Origin of the sequence: Asticcacaulis excentricus CB 48 (assembly GCF_000175215.2) — a bacterium.
Taxonomy (GTDB): Bacteria; Pseudomonadota; Alphaproteobacteria; order Caulobacterales; family Caulobacteraceae; genus Asticcacaulis; species Asticcacaulis excentricus.
This window is the reverse complement of record NC_014816.1, coordinates 643822-661439: the sequence shown is the minus strand read 5'-3', so window position 1 is coordinate 661439 and position 17618 is coordinate 643822. Positions and strand designations below refer to the sequence as shown.

The following is a 17618-nucleotide window of genomic DNA, read 5'->3' as shown; positions in this document are numbered from 1 at the left end:
ACGCGCCATCCTAACCAACTGCCGCCAAAAGAGAAAGGCTATCCCCCGCAAAGCGAGAAAAGGTCAAAGAAAAGTCGTCTTTCGCCCCGGAAACCTCTGCTTAAGACGTTAACTGTACGATTCATCCCAAAGTTTAATTCCTCCCCTTACTCTTGCGGCGCACGCTTATGGACAAACAATCGGCGGCCCTCACCCCGTCTGCCTGCTCCCTTCCGGAAAGCGACTTCGGCAAGCGTGCCTTTATGCGGATGGTGAGCCACGAACTGCGCACCCCGCTCAACTCGATAATCGGCTTCGCCGAGGTGCTGACACATGAACTCTACGGGCCGCTCGGCGCGCCGCAATATACCGAATATGCCGGCATTATCCGCGACAGCGGTAAGAAATTACTTAGCCTTTTCAATGATGTGCTGGAACTGGTGCGGCTGGAGAGCGAGCCCGGCTTGCTGCGCCCGGAAATCGAAACCATTCCGCCGCATATCCATGACGCGGCGCGCCGTCATGCCGCCTGCGCCAAGGCCCGCGGCGTCAATATCCTGCCCGGCCTGACCGACGCCGAACTCAGCGGGCGCTTCGACCCGCGCGGCCTTGGCTTGTGTCTCGATCACCTGATCAGCAATGCCATCGACTTCACACCCGAAGGCCGCGATGTCGAAATTACCGCCCGACCGGACGGCGACTTTGTCGATATCGCCATCTTCAATCCAGGCAAGGCCCCAGACCCCGCCGAGATTCCGCGCCTGATGCGGCCGTTCGAGCAGGGGGCCGGCGACTATAACCGCAGCCGCGAAGGCGCTGGGCTCGGCTGGTCGATCGTCAAACTGGCCTCAGAAGCCATGGGCGGTGGCTTTTCGGTACAATCAGACCCAAGCAACGGCCTCAAAGCCACCGTGCGCCTGAAACGACGGTGAGTTTTCGGTTTGAATCGCAACCGGCTAACGCGCTATAGCGACGCCATGACCGATACATTCGACGCCCGCCTGAGCGACCTTCTCGAAGAATTTGACCTTTTCGATGACTGGGAAGACCGCTATCGCTATATCATCGACCTGGGGAAGACGCTGGTGCCGCTGAGCGAAGCCGAGCGCAACGAGGTGACGCGCGTGCGCGGTTGCGCCTCACAAGTGTGGCTGATGATGGATGAAACCGGCGACGGAATTTTGCGCTTCCGCGGCGATTCCGACGCTCATATCGTCAAGGGGCTGATCGCCATTCTGGTGCGACTGCTAAACGGCCTACCGCGCGCCGAGGTGCGCAACTTTTCGATCCGCGAAACCCTGACCCGTCTGGGGCTGGATGAGGCCCTGTCGTCACAGCGCACCAATGGCCTGATTTCGATGGTCGAGCGCCTGAAGCAGGCGGCGGCCTGATCCAGGGAGGTTGCTTCCGCGTTTACTTATCCCTGCACCGTTACTCCCCCTTCTCGGTGAGGATCATCACGGCAGGCTTTGAGTTGCTTTGTAAGCTGAGCAGGCGGCCGACCGCGAACCCGTGTCTTCTGTTTCTTTTGCACGCAACCGATCGGTTAAACCACGCCGAGCGCCCCAGACATTGCTGTCAGTCGCAGCACCTTGTTTTAGCACTCTGAGACCACCGCTCGCTCCGTAGAAAAGGCCTGAGACGGTTAGGCCCGCATACGGATGTCAGCTTCGATATCGCGCAGGCGGCTGGCGCGGCGCTTGGCGATCATGCCCATACTGCCGATGACCGACACGGCGGCGCAGAACAGACCGAACTGAATGAGTCCTTCCGGGCGGAAGCCATAGGCGGTGCCAGAGGTCAGATAGCCATATAGCAAGGCCACTGTGCCGGGCACAGAGCCGATGGCCACGCCGACCGCGCCCCAGACGTATTCTGTCACGTATTCACGCCGCACATCGCACAAGGCATCCAGCTCTTCGTTCGACACGACATGGCGCAATGGCTTTTCCAACGTGTTACGCGGAGGGTTTTTGAGCGGAGTCACAATGGTGGGGTTGGCCTTGTCTTCAGACATAATGTGTCCTTTCCCGAGCTGTCGATATATCCTCTGCGCAGGCGTTATGAAGGTCAATCGGGTAACGGCGGTTTTTGTTAACAGTGTATTAAATATGCTGTAGTTTTCGGTATTTTCGTTTCATTGTGGGACAAGAATGGGGCAACCGCACATGGGATGACAACCAGACAGTCGAGTAAAGACTGCGTCTATGCTTGCAGACCACGGGGCGCCCACGATAAACGCCAACCTTCTCGACCCACCTAATAACGCACCGGCCCGGCCAGTCACCCGGCGCCAAAGCCGCCTTTTACGGCGGCGACGCCCCTCGAAGATCGTAGAACGGAAGGTTACTGGCCGCGGCACGGCGACGGCCAGCCACGGTCAGGTGCAACGCGCTTCAGGCAGCCTTCCTACGCGGCAGAGCCAGGCCTGAGGGCATGTCGAGCAGGCAAGCCTCCAGCCGCTCTATCTGCTCGTCCAACAGGCGGTTGTCCCGCAAATCCTCGATGCGGCGGCAAGCGTGGCCAACCGTCGTGCGGTCACGTCCGAAGGCCGCCCCGATACGGTGGAGCGGCCATTGCCAGGCCACCGAGATCAGATACATGCACAGCTGCCGGGCACGCGATGTGCGCGCATCTTTGCGGTCTAAGGCGCGCATATCGCTAAGCGGCACCCCGGTCACCACCGACACCAGCCCCATCACATAGTTGGCCTGCGACAGGTCCGCCCGCGCGTCGGCGGCGATTTCCGCCTCTGTCTGCACCCTTCGTTTCATAGCTATCCCCTTTCACGAGACTCGCATGTTGCCAATTTGTTCTCATGTTAAGCGGCGCGGATATTGAGAGGATAGTTTTCCTATTTCAAGTGAACATTTGGGTAGCTATGCCTATTTTTTAGTCTGAGGTGGGGGGATAGATGTCCAGCCGCCCATGGCACAACCCTCTGCGCGCCAGGGTGATTTGTCGCCTGCGCCAAAGTCAAAATCATTATGACAGAAACATCAGGCGGCGCGGATACCGCTGGGGCCAGTCAGTTCCGGCTGGCCGATCAGGGCATCATGGCCCAGAATCATATCGACATTGACCCCGTCCGAGGCCAGCGGCAGACGCAGCCAGAACAGGCTCAGCGATTTCGAACCGCGCCACGCCATGGAATGCAGACCGACACCGGGTTTGCGCGTGCGCACAACGAAGGTGAGCTCTTCGGCCCAGTAGCGCGCTTCATCCGCGCCATAGATGTCTGTGAACGACTTGCCCGTGATCTCCATGCCGTAGGCTGTGTAGAGGTCGGTGCCCGCCAGCCGCTGACGGAACCGCTCCGGTTCATTGGCCGGATCGGCGGCCAGCACGTCAATCAGGGAAATGGTTGGTAGCAGCTTGCGTACACTGCACGGATCGATATCAGCGCGCGACGGTAGGCGTCCGGAGCGGCGCAGGCTCTTCCAGTAACGGAAGACCTCTTCATGCATGCGCAAAGCGCTCAGCATTTCCGCTGCCATGCCCGTCATAATCGCCTGAAACCTTGCCCCGTATACGAATCACTGATCTTCACCTTCTCTTAATCAGTGATTCCTTGGCAAGCAAAAAAGGGTTAACCAGAGATTTAAGCCCGGTTAAGACCGCCGCCTATCCACAGATGCGGGCATTGGGATGGGGCCCACATGATTTAGACTCCTTTTGTTCTCATCACGCTGGGCGGTTTGGGACAAAATGCCGCTCTTATCTGTTTACAATGCCAATAAAGGCACAAAATCTCATTCCTTGAGCGGTTTGGTACTTTGCCGAGTCTTGCGCGACGGGTCGCGCGAGGCGACTCTATATTTATTGCCAGCCCGTTTCGCCTGTTAGACCGGATTTCGTTCAGATTGGGTCGAAATACCGCTTCAACCTTTTGCCTGGTCGCGTATATGCTTGCGAAAACCCTCGCACACTTTTGCGAGCGCTTTACCGCTTCAGATCCTGCGCAAAGGCCAGCATGGCGGCCCGTTGCGGTACCGATAAGACGTCTATCTCCATCGACTCCCCTTGCGACAGGGCGCGGATCATCATCGGTGTAAGGGCCGAAGACAGAGACCAGTTCCAGTAGCGCAGCACCGTCTGGGCGCGATCAACGGCCAGGGTGTCATAGACCACCAGTACGCGCTCAAGGTCAGGGTGCACCTCCCCGTCCTTCTGCCCAGGACGGCGCAGAGCCCGCCACAGGTTGCGCAGATCGGCCTTTTTCAGCCCGGTCGCCTTGCACAGAACGGCCAGCGCCTCGCCGCCGCCATCGCGTAGGATTTTGGCCCCGGTCGAGGGCTTAATACCGGACAGATAAGAGATTTCCTCGGCCGTGTGCCGCGTCATACCGCTACGCGCGGCCTCGGCAATGGCGGCTTCCAGACTGGCGAACGGGCTTTTTTTCAGAGCCTCTCGGTTGCGCTGACGACGCTCGATAAATTGCAACGCCTTACGCGCCAGCGGATCGCTCCACCCCTCCTTGGCGGCCATAGCGAACACATCGCCGGCGGAATCCTGCATGACTTCGCGGTTGACGGCAAAGCGGCTCAGGATGACGCGACGCACATCGGCATCGGCCCACCAGAACATCACATAGGCTGAACTGGGGCGCAGTTCCAGCCGCCGGATCAGATGCGGTACCAGTCGCGGTGCGTCCTGACTGAGCGACACGGCCGCCTCGATCGCGCCCTGCGACAGGGTGGAGGTGCGGTTCTTTAATAACTGTTCGACCGTAGCAATATCGCCGGTGTCGGTCAGAGCTTCGGCCACTACAGGCCCGATATATTTACGCGTCGCCAGAAGGCGACAGTGGGTAGGTGTACCGCGGCGAATGCAATAGAGAAGATCGGTTTCAGCCAGCGAATCGCAATCCTCGATCAGAAAGCGGGCGACCTCGGGCTCATCGGTAATCAGCAGGCGTACCAGCGTATGCGGGACTTCGCTCAGCTTGCTGAGGCGACGCGCCACGCGCAGACGCTCGCCCTTTTGCGCTTCGCGCAGCATTTCGACCAGCAGGTCCGCGGTAACCGCGCGCTCAAAAGCATTGACCCGCGTTTCAGGCAAACAGACCACATCGGCAAGCCGTTTCAGCAGGGTCTGACGCGCCGGAAAGACCTGTTCGGCGGCCTTATCGGCATGCGCACCGCCAACGATCAGGCCGTCATCAACGGACATTTCGTCTTCTGGGCCTAAGGCTTCCGGATCAGGGGACGTACTCATAGCCGGCACTATGCCTAGCGAGATATTAAAAGAGGCTAAAAGGACAATCCCCCGAAAGCGGATGCCTCCGGGGGATTATTTTGCCGCGTCATCGAATTTCGGCGACGCCAGATCAGGGGATGAACTTGAACCTAGAGACCATCAAACAGAGCGGTCGAAAGGTAACGTTCGGCAAATGACGGGATGATGACCACGATGGTCTTGCCCGCATAGGCGTCCTGCGCCGCCAGTCGGAAGGCCGCCTTTAGCGCCGCGCCCGATGAAATGCCGACGGGCAGACCTTCGAGTTGCGCCGCTTGTCGCGCGGTGGCGAACGCGTCATCGTTTGACACTTTCTCGACCTTGTCGATAACACCTTTGTCCAGAATGCCCGGCACAAAACCTGCGCCGATGCCCTGAATCTTGTGCGGTCCTGGCTCACCGCCCGACAGGACCGGCGAGGCTTCGGGCTCAATCGCGACAACCTCAACCGAAGCCTTCTTTTCTTTCAGCACCTGACCGATGCCGGTGATCGAGCCGCCCGTGCCGACGCCTGAAATCAGCACATCGACCGCGCCGTCAGTATCGTTCCAGATTTCCTCGGCTGTCGAAATACGGTGGATTTGCGGGTTGGCTGCGTTTTCGAACTGCTGCGGCATGACGGCGCCCGGCGTGGCGGCGACCAGTTCCTGCGCGCGGTTGACGGCCCCGCGCATCCCCTTTTCGGCAGGGGTCAGCTCCAGGCGCGCTCCAAGCAGCGCCAGCATCTTGCGGCGTTCCAGCGACATGGACTCTGGCATGACGAGGATCAGTTCGTAGCCCTTTTGTGCGGCGACAAAAGCGAGAGCGATGCCGGTATTGCCTGAGGTCGGCTCGATGATGACGCCACCGGGCTTCAGTTGACCCGTCGCTTCCAGCGCTTCGATCATGGCCACGCCGATACGGTCCTTGACCGAGGCCAGCGGGTTGAAGAACTCCAGCTTGGCCAAAACCGTGGCCTTCGCCCCGTATTCGGCCGACAGACGCGGCAACTTGACCAGCGGCGTATCGCCGATCGTGTCGAGAATGGATTCAAACACCTTGCCGCGGCCTTTGCGGGCATAACGCGGGGCCGTCGATTGTGGTTGCGTATCGGGCATGAAAAACCTCCAGAACGGTTTTAGAGATGAGGCGTGGCGTCCCGCATGGGCTGACCGGCGCAATGAGCAGGCACGTAATCTAAATTGTCCAGCCCTACAGAAGATGGGATCGCCTGACCAGAGGCGCGAGGTCGCACCGCCATTCGTCATGCGAATTTTACGGATTATAGCCGCAAGGGTGTTTCCTGATAAGGCAAATCACCTCACACATGGCGCGATCAGAACTAAACTACCTACCCCGATCCCAACGCAGAGACTTTAAAGACCATGGATGACCTTTCGCTGGCGACACCTGAACAGGGTTCCGAAACCGAAGCTCAGGCAAAGGTCGCACCCCTGCCCAATCCGCACGAACTGGCGACGCAACTAGTGGCTAAACTGTGCCACGATTTCATTTCGCCTACCGGAGCCATCATCTCCGGCCTCGACCTGCTAAGCGACCCGTCGGCGCAGGATATGCGCGACGATGCGGTCAACCTGATCCAGGCCTCGGCGACCAAGCTGGTTACGCTGGTCCACTTTGCCCGTGTGGCGTTCGGCGCGGCGACCTCAGCCGAAGCCTTTTCGGCCAAAGAGCTGAACAAGATCCTGTCTGACGTCTTTTCGACCATGCGTGCCACGCTCGATTTCGACGTGGCCGATGAGGTCGTGTTTGAAAAGCCGGCGGCGCGTGCCCTGATGAATCTCGGCTACATTGCCGGTAATGCCTTGCCCACCGGCGGCACGGCGACCCTTCGTCGCGAAGAGACCGATGAGGCCATCACTTTGACGGCGCAATCCAATGGCCCGCGCGCACGCCTGAAACCCGAAGCGGTTGAGGGCCTGAACGGTCAGCCCCTGTCGGACGGCCTGAGCGGGCAATGGATACAACCCTTCTGGCTGCACAGCGTCGTGCAGGAAGCCGGGGGCACGCTTCGGGTCACTCTGGATCCTGATTCACTCGGGATTAAGATCGTTCTACCAAAAAAATAACAAAGTTCACGTTTCCAGCGCTTTCTGCAAACACTCCTTTAACCAAACCATCTGATGATGGGCGGTCAAAGGTCCGACCCACGCCCTCATTACAGGGTCGGCCATAGTGTTCTGACGGGGTGTAAAGTGGACGATCTTATTGCGGAATTCCTGACCGAGACGGCCGAAAGCCTTGAGGTGGTCGATAGTGAACTGGTCAAGTTCGAGGCCAACCCCAACGAACGAAAGACGCTTGATAACATTTTCCGGCTGGTGCACACCATCAAAGGCACCTGCGGCTTCCTAGGGCTCGGCCGACTTGAAGCTGTGGCCCATGCGGGTGAAACTCTGCTGGGTCGCTTCCGCGATGGCAAGCTCGAGGTAACGCCGACGGCGGTTACGCTGGTTCTTCACTCCATCGACCGCATCAAGCTGATTCTCAACGGTTTAGAGCAAACGGGTAATGAGCCCGACGGCGATGATGAAGACCTGATTTCTCAGCTGGAGGCAATGGCCGAAGGTCGCGAAGTGGCCATCGAAACCGTGCAGCCCGTTCAGGTCCCCGACCGCCCCATCAACGCCGATATCCCCGAAGTCGTCATCGCCGAAGTCAAGCCGGAGCTGGAGCGTCCACTGCGCCCGGGCGAAGTCTCGCTCGACGAACTGGAAGCCGCCTTCCTCGCCGCCGAAGCCCCCGACTGGATGAGCGATCCGGAACCAGAGCCCGTAGCCGAAATCAGGGTCGAAGCTCCCAAGGCGGAACCGAAACCAGAACCGAAGATCGAGGCACCTGCCGCGCCGGCACCGAAGGCCGAGCCGGTTGAGGCGGCGTCCGGTGCGCTGGCGGCTGCACTTGGTGATGAAAACGGCGGCATCGCCACCACCCAATCCATCCGCGTGTCGGTCGATGTGCTGGAAGGCCTGATGACGTTGGTGTCGGAAATGGTTCTGACCCGCAACCAGCTTCTTCAGATTTCGCGTAACCGCGAAGACTCCGCTTTTGCAACGCCGCTGCAACGCCTTTCGACCCTGACCGGCGAATTGCAAGACAGCGTGATGAAGACCCGCATGCAGCCGATCGGCGCGGCGTGGAAAAAACTGCCCCGTCTGGTGCGCGACCTGTCGCACGAACTGGGTAAGAAGATCGACCTGATAATGGAAGGCGAAGGTACGGAACTGGACCGTCAGGTTCTCGAACTGATCCGTGACCCGCTGACCCACATGGTGCGCAACTCGGCCGACCACGGCCTGGAACCCACCGAAGAACGTATTGCGCTGGGCAAGCCCGCCAATGGCCAGGTGAAACTGGCGGCCTTCCATGAAGGGGGCTACATCGTCATCCGCATTTCGGACAATGGTCGCGGCCTGAACACTGCGCGCATCCGTGAAAAGATCGTCGAAAAGGGTCTGGCAACGCGTGCCGAAGTGGACGGCATGAACGATCAGCAGATTCACCGGTATATCTTCGCGCCGGGCTTCTCGACGGCGGCCAAGGTCACCAACTTATCCGGTCGCGGCGTCGGCATGGACGTCGTGCGCACGAATATCGAGCAGATCGGCGGTCAGATCGACCTCAACTCGATCGCCGGGCAGGGCACGACCTTTACCATCAAGATCCCGCTGACGCTTGCCATTGTTTCGGCCCTGATCGTCGGTGCAGGTGGTCAGAAGTTCGCCGTGCCGCAGACATCGGTCATGGAACTGGTCCGCACCGGCACTAATGCCGAGCACAAGATTGAAAAGATCAACGACGCCCTTGTCCTGCGTCTGCGCGACAAGCTCTTACCGCTGGTCCAGCTTGGGCCGACACTGCAACTGGAAGCGGCCACCGAAGAAAACGCCACCTTCGTCATGGTCATTCAGGTCGGTGAGCGCCGCTACGGTCTGGTCGTCAATGACGTTCTGGATACAGAAGAAATCGTCGTCAAGCCGCTGGCCTCCATCCTACGCGATGTGGACATCTTCTCCGGCGCAACCATTCTGGGTGACGGCTCGGTGGTGCTGATCCTTGATCCTAACGCTCTGTCCGAGCGCGCTGGCAACATGTTGGAAGAAAAGGTCGAAGAGTCGGCCGAAGACGCCGTCGCCGAAAGCGCACAAGGCCAAAAGGTGGCCATGCTTTTGTTCCGCGCCGGTGGCGGGGCCCCAAAGGCGGTCGAACTGGAGCACATCACGCGCCTCGAACACATCGAAGCCGAAAAAATCGAGCGTATGGATGGCCGCGCCGCGCTGCAATACCGTGGCAAGCTGATGCCGATCCTCAACGTCGCCGATGCCTACGGCTTTAAGGAGCAGGACATCCAGCCGCTGCTGGTCTTCACCGGCGAGGGCTATGCCATGGCTCTGGCCGTCGACGAGATCGTCGATGTGGTCGAGGACTTCCTCAATATTGAACTGTCGCCGGATCGTCCGGGCGTGCGCGGCACCGCCGTTATCACGGGTCGCGCTTGCGAAATTCTCGACGTTGATCACTACCTGCTGCGCGGTCTGGCTGAGCACGCCCGCCGTCAACCCGCCCAAGACCTTATCACCGAAGCTGCCTGAGGTTCATTATGAGTATCCGTGATTACGTGACCCTGCGTGTCGGTGGCCAGCTGTTTGGCGTCGATGCCGCCCGCGTCCATGATGTCTTCCATCCGCGCGGCCTGACGCCCGTACCGCTGTCGCGCACCGAAATCGCCGGCGTGCTCAACCTGCGCGGCCGCATCGTCACAGCCGTCTGCGCCCGTCGCCGTCTGGGCCTGTCGCCGCGTCCGGCCGATGCGCCGGAACCGCTGGCCATCGGTCTCGAAGTGCATGGCGATTCCTACGGGCTTGTCATCGACTCGGTCGATGAGGTGCTGAAGCTGGACGACGAAAAATTCCACGCCCCGCCGGGCAACCTTCCGCCGCGCTGGGCCGAAATTATCGTCGGCGTTTATCAATTGGAAAAGGAACTTCTGATAGTTCTGGATCCGCACACCCTTCTGGACGCCGCCCATCTCAAGGCTGCCTAAAGTAGGGTGCGCGATTGACTCCGAAAAGCGGTGCCCACTTTTCGGATTGCGCTTTCGGGCTCAGGAAAAAGCGATATGAAAACCTGCCTCGTCGTCGATGACAGCCGCGTTATCCGCAAGGTGGCGCGTCGCATTCTGGAAAACCTCCAGTTTGAAGTGGCCGAGGCCAATGACGGCCTCGAAGCCCTTAACTACTGCAAGTCGTCTATGCCCAACGCCATCCTGCTCGACTGGAACATGCCGGTCATGGACGGCATCACCTTCCTGCGTCAGTTGCGTAAGGAAGAGGGTGGTACAGACCCCGTCGTGGTCTTCTGCACCACTGAAAACGATCTGGCCCACATCACCGAGGCCCTGACTGAAGGCGCTTCGGAATACATCATGAAACCCTTCGACGGCGAAATCCTCGAAGCCAAGTTCACCGAAGTCGGGCTTATCTAAGGTATTCCCAGCGTATGTCGCTTAACCCCAATCCCTCGGTATCGCTGCGCCCTCTGCGGGTGATGATCGTTGATGACTCGGCGGTCGTGCGCGGCCTTGTTACCCGCTGGATCGAAGCGGAAAGCGACATGGTTCTCGTCGGCTCCGCCACGGACGGTCAGAAAGGCATCGACAAACTCAAGGAGCTTCAGCCCGATGTGCTGATCCTTGATATCGAGATGCCGAACATGAATGGCCTCGAAGCCCTGCCCAAGATGCTGGCGGCCAAGCCGGGCCTGAAGATCCTGATGGCGTCGACCCTGACGACGCGAGGGGCCTCGGTCACCATCCGCGCCCTTGAACTGGGCGCGGCCGACTATGTGCCCAAGCCCGACTCCGCCCGTATCGGCGGGGCAGACGGCTTCAAAAGCGAGCTACTGACCAAGGTACGCGCCCTGTGTGGTCGCACGCGCGCCTGGCCAAATGCCGCGGCTGCCGGTGCGTCAACTACGGGCCCAAGCGCCCCGGTTAACCTTAATACCCCCACCCCCGGTATCGTCGCACCGATCCGCCGCATCGACCGTCCGGTAGGAACTCCGGCACCCGCTCCGGCACCGGCAACGCCGAACGGCCACGTCGCCGCCGCACCGCGCGTGCGCACCATGACCGGCCCGCGCCGTTGCGACATCCTTCTGGTCGGCGCCTCTACGGGCGGCCCCCCGGCGCTGCGCAACTTCCTCGCAGGTCTTGGTCCGGACTGGCGCATCCCAGTGCTGATCGTTCAGCACATGCCCTCGACCTTTACCACAATTCTCGCCGAACACCTCGACAAAGCCCTCCCACAGACCGTGGTCGAAGCGCAGGACGGTATGAGCCTGAAGGGCAGCCATATCTATATTGCGCCGGGCGATTTCCACATGACGCTGAAAGGCACACCTGGTCAGCCTTCGCTTCGCCTCGATCAGTCGCCCCCCGTCAACTGGTGCCGTCCGGCGGTCGATCCGCTGTTTAAATCAGGCGCAGAACTGTACGGCAAGAACGTCGTTGCCGTCGTTCTGACCGGCATGGGCCACGATGGCCGTGACGGCGCGCGGGCTCTGGTTGATGTGAATGCCACCGTCATGGTGCAAGACGAAAAGTCGTCGGTCGTCTGGGGGATGCCCGGTGCCGTCGCCGAAGCCGGCCTGGCCGAATTTATAAAACCCATCGACGGTCTGGCGCAGACGTGCCGGGCCATCGCCAAAGGTGAGAGAATAATATGACCCCGGAAGATACCGAACACCTTGCCGCCCTATTGAAGCAACGCTCCGGACTGATCCTCGGCTCGGACAAGACCTATCTGATCGAAAGTCGTCTGGCCCCCGTGGCGCGCCGCGAAGGCTATGCTAATGTCGCCGCCCTGCTGACGGCCCTTCGCACCAAACGCGACGAGAAGCTGATCTATACCGTCACCGACGCGATGACGACGAACGAGACCTTTTTCTTCCGCGACAAGACGCCGTTTGATCAGTTCAAATCCGACGTCCTGCCGGCGCTCGCCAAGGCCCGCAGTGGCGACATCAAGATTTGGTGCGCCGCGTGTTCGACCGGTCAGGAGCCCTATTCCCTGGCTATGATGATGGAAGAATCGCGCGCCCAGTTTCCGCGCGTCAATCTCGACATACTGGCCACCGACATTTCCGAACGCTGCCTCGAAAAGGCGCAGGCCGGCCTCTACACGCAGTTTGAAGTGCAACGCGGCCTGCCCATCCAGATGATGGTCAAGCATTTCGAGAAGATCGACGAAATGTGGCGCATCTCGCCTAAGATCCGTCAGGCCGTCCGCTACAAAAAGCTCAACCTGCTCGACGATCTGCGCTCCGTCGGTCGTCAGGACGTGATCTATTGCCGTAACGTGCTGATCTATTTCGATATCGAAACCAAGAAGCGCGTGCTGGAACAGATGGCCACCCTGTTGGCCGATGACGGATACCTCTTCCTTGGGGCGGCGGAAACCGTGCTGGGGATCACTGATGTCTTCAAGCCCATGGCGGGGATGCGCGGCCTTTATATCAAAAATCAGGCCGTAGGCGCCCAGCCCCTACGCAAGTTCGGCAGCTGAGTTCGAACCGTTTTCGACATGAAAAACCCCGCAGTAAGACCTGCGGGGTTTTTTGTTGCCTGTTATGTTTTGTGAAAACCCGCATTTCAGTCCGAAGCGGAGCTGGCCTAGGCCAAAACCCTTGCGCACTTTTCGAAAGTCTTGATGACGATCAGGCCGTCTTTTTGGTAGCGGGCTCCGGGACAGTCAACTGGCTCCACGCCTCAGGCTTGCCCTGCGCGCAATCATTCAGCAGGTAGTCGGCCAGCCCCGACAAATGCGTCAGCTCCGCGCTATAAATGATCGAGCGACCGCTACGGTAAGCTTTAAGCAGGCCCGCTCCGGTCAGAATGCTGAGGTGGGTCGAGGTGGTATTGGCAGGGGCCTTGATCGCGCGGGCAATCTCACCGGCGGGCATACCGGACGGACCTGCGCGCACAATAGTGCGAAAGGCTTCCAACCGGCCCGGATGGGCAAGGGCGAACAAGGCAACGACGGCATCATCCATTTCCATGCGAAAACCATACATGAAAGAGATGTGGGTAAAAACCCCCGGCGCGGGAATTTGCAAACGAATTGGCCAGCTTTTTCAGCCATCGAACGTAAGGAACGCATAAAGAAAGGGCGGTCGCCGATGGCAACCGCCCCGAAGGTCAGGGAGAAACAAAGAAAACAGCTGTTATGCGGCCAGGCGGATATAGGCTTCGCCCATGCGCTCCAGTCGATCAGGCGCGGCTTCGCCCGCCAGAAAGGTCGGACTCATCTGGCTCAGCGTTTCGATTCGCGAGCAAAGGGCGCCAAACAGATCGGCATAGGCGGTGGCGATCATGGCCGGGGAGCCCATGACGTCTTCCGGATCGGGCAGGAACCAGTCGATCAGGCGCGGATTGCCCTTGAATTGCGGCAGGCGGCCTTGCGGCAAGTGGTGCGACAGACGGAAAACGAAGTCGAGTTCCGGGGCATCTGGCGCCCCAAAGGCTTCGATCCCCTTGGGCACCAGGGTCTGAATATTGTAGTTGATGCGGTGCAAAAGTGCGATGGCATAGGGGCTAATGGCTACGGCCGGGGTCACACCCGCGGAATAGGCCTCAAAGCGCCCGGCCCCCAGACGGTTGAGCAGCGCTTCGGCCAGAATGGAACGTGAGGAATTGCGCTCGGCCAGGAACAGAACATGGATCGGACGGTGAAACATTTAGGCTCTCCCCGGCCCCACACCCCGGCGGCCGTCTGCAGGTGGGAGGAAAACGCCCTTCCCGAAACCACGTTATCAAAGCTTCATGAGTTTGCGGTTTACAGACACGGTAAAGAAAGTCCTGACAAAAAGAGCCGGTAAACCTTATCGTGAGCTTATTTCGCAAGCCCCGGAAACGGGCTATGCTACCGCGGAGAAATGTGGAGGACCCTATGCGTCGCAGCCTGTCTATCGTCGCTCTTTGCGCGCTCGCCCTGAACCTGGCGGCCTGCGTGACCACCCCGACCGATAGCGGCATGGCCGCGCCACCCCCGCCTCCCCCGCCTCCGCCGCCCGTCGTGGAAGCCCCGACCGGCGTGCTTTATACCTGCCAGGACGGGACGACTTTCCGTATCGCCTTTAGCGAAAAGGCGGCAACCGTAACGTTGAAAGACGGTACGAGACTTCACCTGCCGCAGCAGGTTGCGGCCTCAGGTATCTGGTATTCGTCGGGCAAGCACGATTTCCGCGGCAAGGGCCGTGACGCGACTTGGACCGTCGGCAAGAAGATGCCAACCCAATGCGTAACGGATTAGATCCGACGGGCATCAAAACACAAAAACGCCTGCCGCGAGAGGACGGCAGGCGTTTTTTACAGTCTTGAACCGTAAAGGTTAGGCGGCGACAATGCCGCCCTGCTCTTGCGGGTCGCGCAGCACATAGCCACGGCCCCAGACGGTTTCGATATAAGAGTTACCATCGTTCGCCACGGCCAGCTTCTTGCGCAGCTTGCAGATGAAGACGTCGATGATCTTAAGTTCCGGCTCGTCCATGCCGCCATAGAGATGGTTCAGGAACATCTCCTTGGTGAGCGTCGTGCCCTTACGCAGTGAGAGAAGCTCCAGCATCTCATATTCCTTGCCGGTCAAGTGCACGCGGTTGCCCGCGACTTCGACCGTCTTGGCGTCGAGATTGACGATGATGTCGCCCGTCTTGATGACCGACTGGGCGTGGCCCTTGGAGCGACGCACCACCGCATGAATGCGGGCGATCAGCTCGTCCTTGTGAAACGGCTTGGTCATATAGTCGTCGGCACCGCCGCCGAGCGTTTTGACCTTGGTTTCGATTTCGGAGGTGCCTGAAAGGATCATGACCGGCGTATTGACCTTGCCGACGCGCAGTTGACGCAGCACTTCGAGGCCAGACATGTCAGGCAGCGACAGGTCGAGCAGGATCAGGTCGTAGTCGTAGATCTTACCCAGATCCACGCCTTCTTCGCCCAGGTCCGTCGTATAGACATTGAACCCTTCGGATTTCAGCATCAGCTCAATGCTTTGAGCAGTCGCGCTGTCGTCTTCAATCAGCAGTACGCGCATGTAGCCCCTCCCGGCTAAGGCAAACACAAAGGTGAAGGCGCAAACGCCCCCGTTGGTGAGAATTGGAGGCTAGCCTGCAAATCCCTTAAGATTAGTTAAGCCTAACAAAATCTCAAAAAGGGGTACGCTGATTTGCGAATCGCTGACAAGAGTCGCGAGTCAAGAGGGTGGCTTTTCCCCAGGTCTTTTTTCATTCTTTTTTAAGAAAGAGTCTTTTTTCGCACACAGTCAGGGCGAAATGCGGCAAGGGATGCCCTTACACTTCTGATTTTCAAGATTTTTTCCCCCGCTTGAATCCGAAAAGACCTTCCCCGGCAAAGGAAAACGGAGGCCTCCTGCCGGAAGCCTCCGTATCAGATGATCAGGTATTTTATAAAATTGGCTTAGAAGGCCCTGGTCAGGGCGATCAGGGCGGACTGAGTCTTGTGGTCATCCTTGCCGAAGCTGCCCGCATAGCGCGCTGTCACGCCAAAGCCCATCACCTCGGTCGTTAGGCCGACCCCGGCTATGACACCTTCCGTGGGGCGTTCGCCCATCTCGCGGCTGAACGGCAGGGCGGTGTTATTGATCAACTGGCCTTTCAGCGGGTCTGTCTCACCGCTCAGCACGTCTTCATAGCCTAGCGAACCCGTCAGACGCGTCTTGTCGCTCAAGCGTGCCTGCGCTCGCAGCTCTAGTGCTCCGGACAGGGCCGAAACCTTGCGCCCGTCAAAGCTGACGGCGCCTACGGTATAGTTTTCGTCAAAGCCGCGCATATGGCCGCTGACCCACGACAGGCGCGCCACCGGCGTCAGGGACAGCGTCCCCATATCGTGCCGCCAACCGGTTTCGACCTGCGCAGAGGCTGACCACCCCTGAACCTTTTCCTGCTGGATGGTGACAGCGGCCAGCGTCGTCTGACGGCGATAGTCCTCAAACTCCTCATAGCCCATGCCCAGACCCAGGGTGACGAAGTGCGGCCCCTTATCCCACTTGGCCCCGGCATCGAAGCTGATCAGCGTCGGCTTGGCGGTCAAAAGATAGCCCGTAGCATCGCCCTTCAGCAGGGTCACACCCGCGCCAAAGGTGGCGGCTTCGCCATGTCCGAACACCGTGCCGAAGCGCAGCCCCGTCAGGTCGTAATCATAAGCCTTGGTCTTCAAACCCGCCGCCGTCGCACCTGGGGCCGATTGCAGGTTAACCGTGCGTTCCGATTGCGCCTGATCGCCGATCACTTCGACAAAGACGCCCTTCTGACCTTCATAGAGACGATGATTGAAGCCCAGCATGGCATTGCGCCGTGCCGCATAAGACACATCGGCAAACAGGCTCACCCCCTCGGAAAGGGTCGGTGTATAGAGGTATTGCGTGGCGACGGCGGCCACGAGCCTATGCCCGGCAGCGGTCGGGTGCACCCCATCCCAGAACAGGTAATTATTCTGAACCGAAGCCCCGCCGGTGACGCAGGCCGTGGTCGCCACACAGCTTGAGGTCACGTCGCTGAGCCCGAAGGCCGACGGATTGGCGATAATCAGCTTGAACGCCGTATTGATGTCCACCTGCACAATATTGGTGGTGGGACGGCTAGCGGCGACGGTCTTCACGGCCGTGTTCAGCGCAGAATTAAAGGACGAACTGGAGAACCCGGCCAGATCCTGCGCTGCGGTGCCTTTGAACTGTGGCGTATTGTTGAGATCGGGTAGGTTCAGCACCAGCACCGTACCCGCCCCTGCGCCGGCGATCGTATTGACCTGAGACGCGATATCGCCAGCCGCCGAAGAGGCGAGGCTGCCCATTACACCCGTCGCCGTGGCGGGGTTAGTTGCCGCGACCGGCAGGCCCTGAAAGAGGTTGTTGGCCCCAGCCCACATTGTAACAACGTCGCGCGCCCCAAAGGTGCCGCCGCGCGCTTGATAGGCCTGAAGCTGCACAGCTGTGCCCGGCGGATTGGCCTGCGCATCGGTGCGCGCCCCGCCAAAGGCGAAATTGACATTGCCCGTCGGCACTCCGGCCGTCGTATAGCCGTTCATCGTCCCGATCAGATATTCGACCCATACCTTGTCATTGGTGAAGCGACGATTATACGGCGCCGGCGGCTGCGTCCCGCCTGTCACGGCGTAGAGATTGCCGGAATCGCTCAGCGAGTCACCAAAGGTAATGACGCGATCATAAGTCTGGGCCGAGGCCGCCCCTGCCGACAAGGCAAGGAGGGAGGTCAGCGCGATAAGGCTGGTGTGTTTCATGTGTGGGTCCGCCCTGTACGGGGTTTATGTTATACACAGGAGGGAATGCCCGTTTGGTAGGAATGACAAGTGTGACGCACCGTCAATT

General features: G+C 59.6%; 18 protein-coding genes. 9 read left to right on the top strand and 9 right to left on the bottom strand.

Features of this window, described 5'->3' with window-relative positions:
* Window positions 1-167: 167 nt before the first annotated feature.
* A complete protein-coding gene (locus tag ASTEX_RS03085) occupies window positions 168-911 on the top strand; it encodes a sensor histidine kinase (protein WP_013478145.1) in 744 nt (247 codons plus the stop codon).
* 45 nt (window positions 912-956) lie between these two features.
* Complete coding sequence (locus ASTEX_RS03080; RefSeq protein ID WP_041658482.1) at window positions 957-1370, top strand: SufE family protein; 414 nt, start codon at window positions 957-959, stop codon at window positions 1368-1370.
* 254 nt (window positions 1371-1624) lie between these two features.
* Here the strand turns inward: ASTEX_RS03080 and ASTEX_RS03075 are convergent, their stop codons facing one another.
* From ASTEX_RS03075 to cysK, 5 genes are all read right to left on the bottom strand, one after another.
* Window positions 1625-1996 (bottom strand): hypothetical protein, encoded by a 372-nt coding sequence (locus tag ASTEX_RS03075; RefSeq protein ID WP_013478143.1) that lies wholly within the window; start codon window positions 1994-1996, stop codon window positions 1625-1627.
* A 379-nt stretch (window positions 1997-2375) separates the two neighbouring features.
* The gene (locus ASTEX_RS03070; protein WP_013478142.1) at window positions 2376-2753 is read right to left on the bottom strand and encodes a helix-turn-helix domain-containing protein; all 378 of its coding nucleotides are present in this window, start codon (window positions 2751-2753) and stop codon (window positions 2376-2378) included.
* A 225-nt stretch (window positions 2754-2978) separates the two neighbouring features.
* Window positions 2979-3485: a motility/cell cycle regulatory protein MopJ gene (gene mopJ, locus ASTEX_RS03065; protein WP_013478141.1), complete on the bottom strand. Its 507-nt coding sequence runs from the start codon at window positions 3483-3485 to the stop codon at window positions 2979-2981.
* Window positions 3486-3921: 436 nt separating this feature from the next.
* The gene (locus tag ASTEX_RS03060; RefSeq protein ID WP_013478140.1) at window positions 3922-5196 is read right to left on the bottom strand and encodes a DUF2336 domain-containing protein; all 1275 of its coding nucleotides are present in this window, start codon (window positions 5194-5196) and stop codon (window positions 3922-3924) included.
* Window positions 5197-5327: 131 nt separating this feature from the next.
* Complete coding sequence (cysK, locus tag ASTEX_RS03055) at window positions 5328-6314, bottom strand: cysteine synthase A (protein ID WP_013478139.1); 987 nt, start codon at window positions 6312-6314, stop codon at window positions 5328-5330.
* Between the two features lie 267 nt (window positions 6315-6581).
* Between cysK and chpT the strand changes: the two genes are divergently transcribed.
* The 6 genes from chpT to ASTEX_RS03025 all read left to right on the top strand — a co-directional run bounded on the left by chpT (window position 6582) and on the right by ASTEX_RS03025 (window position 12782).
* Entirely contained in the window at window positions 6582-7286 is a 705-nt protein-coding gene (gene chpT, locus ASTEX_RS03050) for a histidine phosphotransferase ChpT (protein ID WP_013478138.1), read from the top strand.
* 126 nt (window positions 7287-7412) lie between these two features.
* Window positions 7413-9809, top strand: coding sequence for a chemotaxis protein CheA (locus tag ASTEX_RS03045; RefSeq protein ID WP_041658480.1), 2397 nt, complete (start codon window positions 7413-7415; stop codon window positions 9807-9809).
* An 8-nt stretch (window positions 9810-9817) separates the two neighbouring features.
* Window positions 9818-10261: a chemotaxis protein CheW gene (locus ASTEX_RS03040; RefSeq protein ID WP_013478136.1), complete on the top strand. Its 444-nt coding sequence runs from the start codon at window positions 9818-9820 to the stop codon at window positions 10259-10261.
* Window positions 10262-10336: 75 nt separating this feature from the next.
* Window positions 10337-10702, top strand: coding sequence for a response regulator (locus tag ASTEX_RS03035; protein WP_013478135.1), 366 nt, complete (start codon window positions 10337-10339; stop codon window positions 10700-10702).
* 14 nt (window positions 10703-10716) lie between these two features.
* A complete protein-coding gene (locus tag ASTEX_RS03030; RefSeq protein WP_013478134.1) occupies window positions 10717-11943 on the top strand; it encodes a protein-glutamate methylesterase/protein-glutamine glutaminase in 1227 nt (408 codons plus the stop codon).
* Window positions 11940-12782, top strand: coding sequence for a CheR family methyltransferase (locus ASTEX_RS03025; protein ID WP_013478133.1), 843 nt, complete (start codon window positions 11940-11942; stop codon window positions 12780-12782). Before ASTEX_RS03030 ends, ASTEX_RS03025 begins: the two co-directional genes overlap by 4 nt.
* A gap of 151 nt (window positions 12783-12933) precedes the next feature.
* Here ASTEX_RS03025 and ASTEX_RS03020 read toward each other — a convergent pair whose 3' ends face one another.
* Window positions 12934-13275, bottom strand: coding sequence for an ArsR/SmtB family transcription factor (locus tag ASTEX_RS03020; RefSeq protein WP_049781677.1), 342 nt, complete (start codon window positions 13273-13275; stop codon window positions 12934-12936).
* Window positions 13276-13440: 165 nt separating this feature from the next.
* The gene (locus tag ASTEX_RS03015; protein ID WP_013478131.1) at window positions 13441-13953 is read right to left on the bottom strand and encodes an arsenate reductase/protein-tyrosine-phosphatase family protein; all 513 of its coding nucleotides are present in this window, start codon (window positions 13951-13953) and stop codon (window positions 13441-13443) included.
* Window positions 13954-14165: 212 nt separating this feature from the next.
* On the opposite strand from ASTEX_RS03015, the gene ASTEX_RS03010 reads away from it, so the two are divergent.
* Window positions 14166-14528, top strand: coding sequence for an MliC family protein (locus ASTEX_RS03010; RefSeq protein WP_013478130.1), 363 nt, complete (start codon window positions 14166-14168; stop codon window positions 14526-14528).
* A 78-nt stretch (window positions 14529-14606) separates the two neighbouring features.
* Here the strand turns inward: ASTEX_RS03010 and ctrA are convergent, their stop codons facing one another.
* Window positions 14607-15308, bottom strand: a complete 702-nt coding sequence (gene ctrA, locus ASTEX_RS03005; protein WP_013478129.1) for a response regulator transcription factor CtrA — start codon at window positions 15306-15308, stop codon at window positions 14607-14609.
* 383 nt (window positions 15309-15691) lie between these two features.
* Window positions 15692-17530, bottom strand: a complete 1839-nt coding sequence (locus ASTEX_RS03000; RefSeq protein WP_013478128.1) for an SGNH/GDSL hydrolase family protein — start codon at window positions 17528-17530, stop codon at window positions 15692-15694.
* Between the last annotated feature and the right edge of the window lie 88 nt (window positions 17531-17618).

Bases quoted from the DNA above. Each gene is read 5' to 3' on its own strand.
- ASTEX_RS03085 (WP_013478145.1), top strand. From the start codon at position 168: ATGGACAAACAATCGGCGGCCCTCACCCCGTCTGCCTGCTCCCTTCCG.
- ASTEX_RS03080 (WP_041658482.1), top strand. From the start codon at position 957: ATGACCGATACATTCGACGCCCGCCTGAGCGACCTTCTCGAAGAATTT.
- ASTEX_RS03075 (WP_013478143.1), bottom strand. From the start codon at position 1,996: ATGTCTGAAGACAAGGCCAACCCCACCATTGTGACTCCGCTCAAAAAC.
- ASTEX_RS03070 (WP_013478142.1), bottom strand. From the start codon at position 2,753: ATGAAACGAAGGGTGCAGACAGAGGCGGAAATCGCCGCCGACGCGCGG.
- mopJ (WP_013478141.1), bottom strand. From the start codon at position 3,485: ATGACGGGCATGGCAGCGGAAATGCTGAGCGCTTTGCGCATGCATGAA.
- ASTEX_RS03060 (WP_013478140.1), bottom strand. From the start codon at position 5,196: ATGAGTACGTCCCCTGATCCGGAAGCCTTAGGCCCAGAAGACGAAATG.
- cysK (WP_013478139.1), bottom strand. From the start codon at position 6,314: ATGCCCGATACGCAACCACAATCGACGGCCCCGCGTTATGCCCGCAAA.
- chpT (WP_013478138.1), top strand. From the start codon at position 6,582: ATGGATGACCTTTCGCTGGCGACACCTGAACAGGGTTCCGAAACCGAA.
- ASTEX_RS03040 (WP_013478136.1), top strand. From the start codon at position 9,818: ATGAGTATCCGTGATTACGTGACCCTGCGTGTCGGTGGCCAGCTGTTT.
- ASTEX_RS03035 (WP_013478135.1), top strand. From the start codon at position 10,337: ATGAAAACCTGCCTCGTCGTCGATGACAGCCGCGTTATCCGCAAGGTG.
- ASTEX_RS03030 (WP_013478134.1), top strand. From the start codon at position 10,717: ATGTCGCTTAACCCCAATCCCTCGGTATCGCTGCGCCCTCTGCGGGTG.
- ASTEX_RS03025 (WP_013478133.1), top strand. From the start codon at position 11,940: ATGACCCCGGAAGATACCGAACACCTTGCCGCCCTATTGAAGCAACGC.
- ASTEX_RS03020 (WP_049781677.1), bottom strand. From the start codon at position 13,275: ATGGAAATGGATGATGCCGTCGTTGCCTTGTTCGCCCTTGCCCATCCG.
- ASTEX_RS03015 (WP_013478131.1), bottom strand. From the start codon at position 13,953: ATGTTTCACCGTCCGATCCATGTTCTGTTCCTGGCCGAGCGCAATTCC.
- ASTEX_RS03010 (WP_013478130.1), top strand. From the start codon at position 14,166: ATGCGTCGCAGCCTGTCTATCGTCGCTCTTTGCGCGCTCGCCCTGAAC.
- ctrA (WP_013478129.1), bottom strand. From the start codon at position 15,308: ATGCGCGTACTGCTGATTGAAGACGACAGCGCGACTGCTCAAAGCATT.
- ASTEX_RS03000 (WP_013478128.1), bottom strand. From the start codon at position 17,530: ATGAAACACACCAGCCTTATCGCGCTGACCTCCCTCCTTGCCTTGTCG.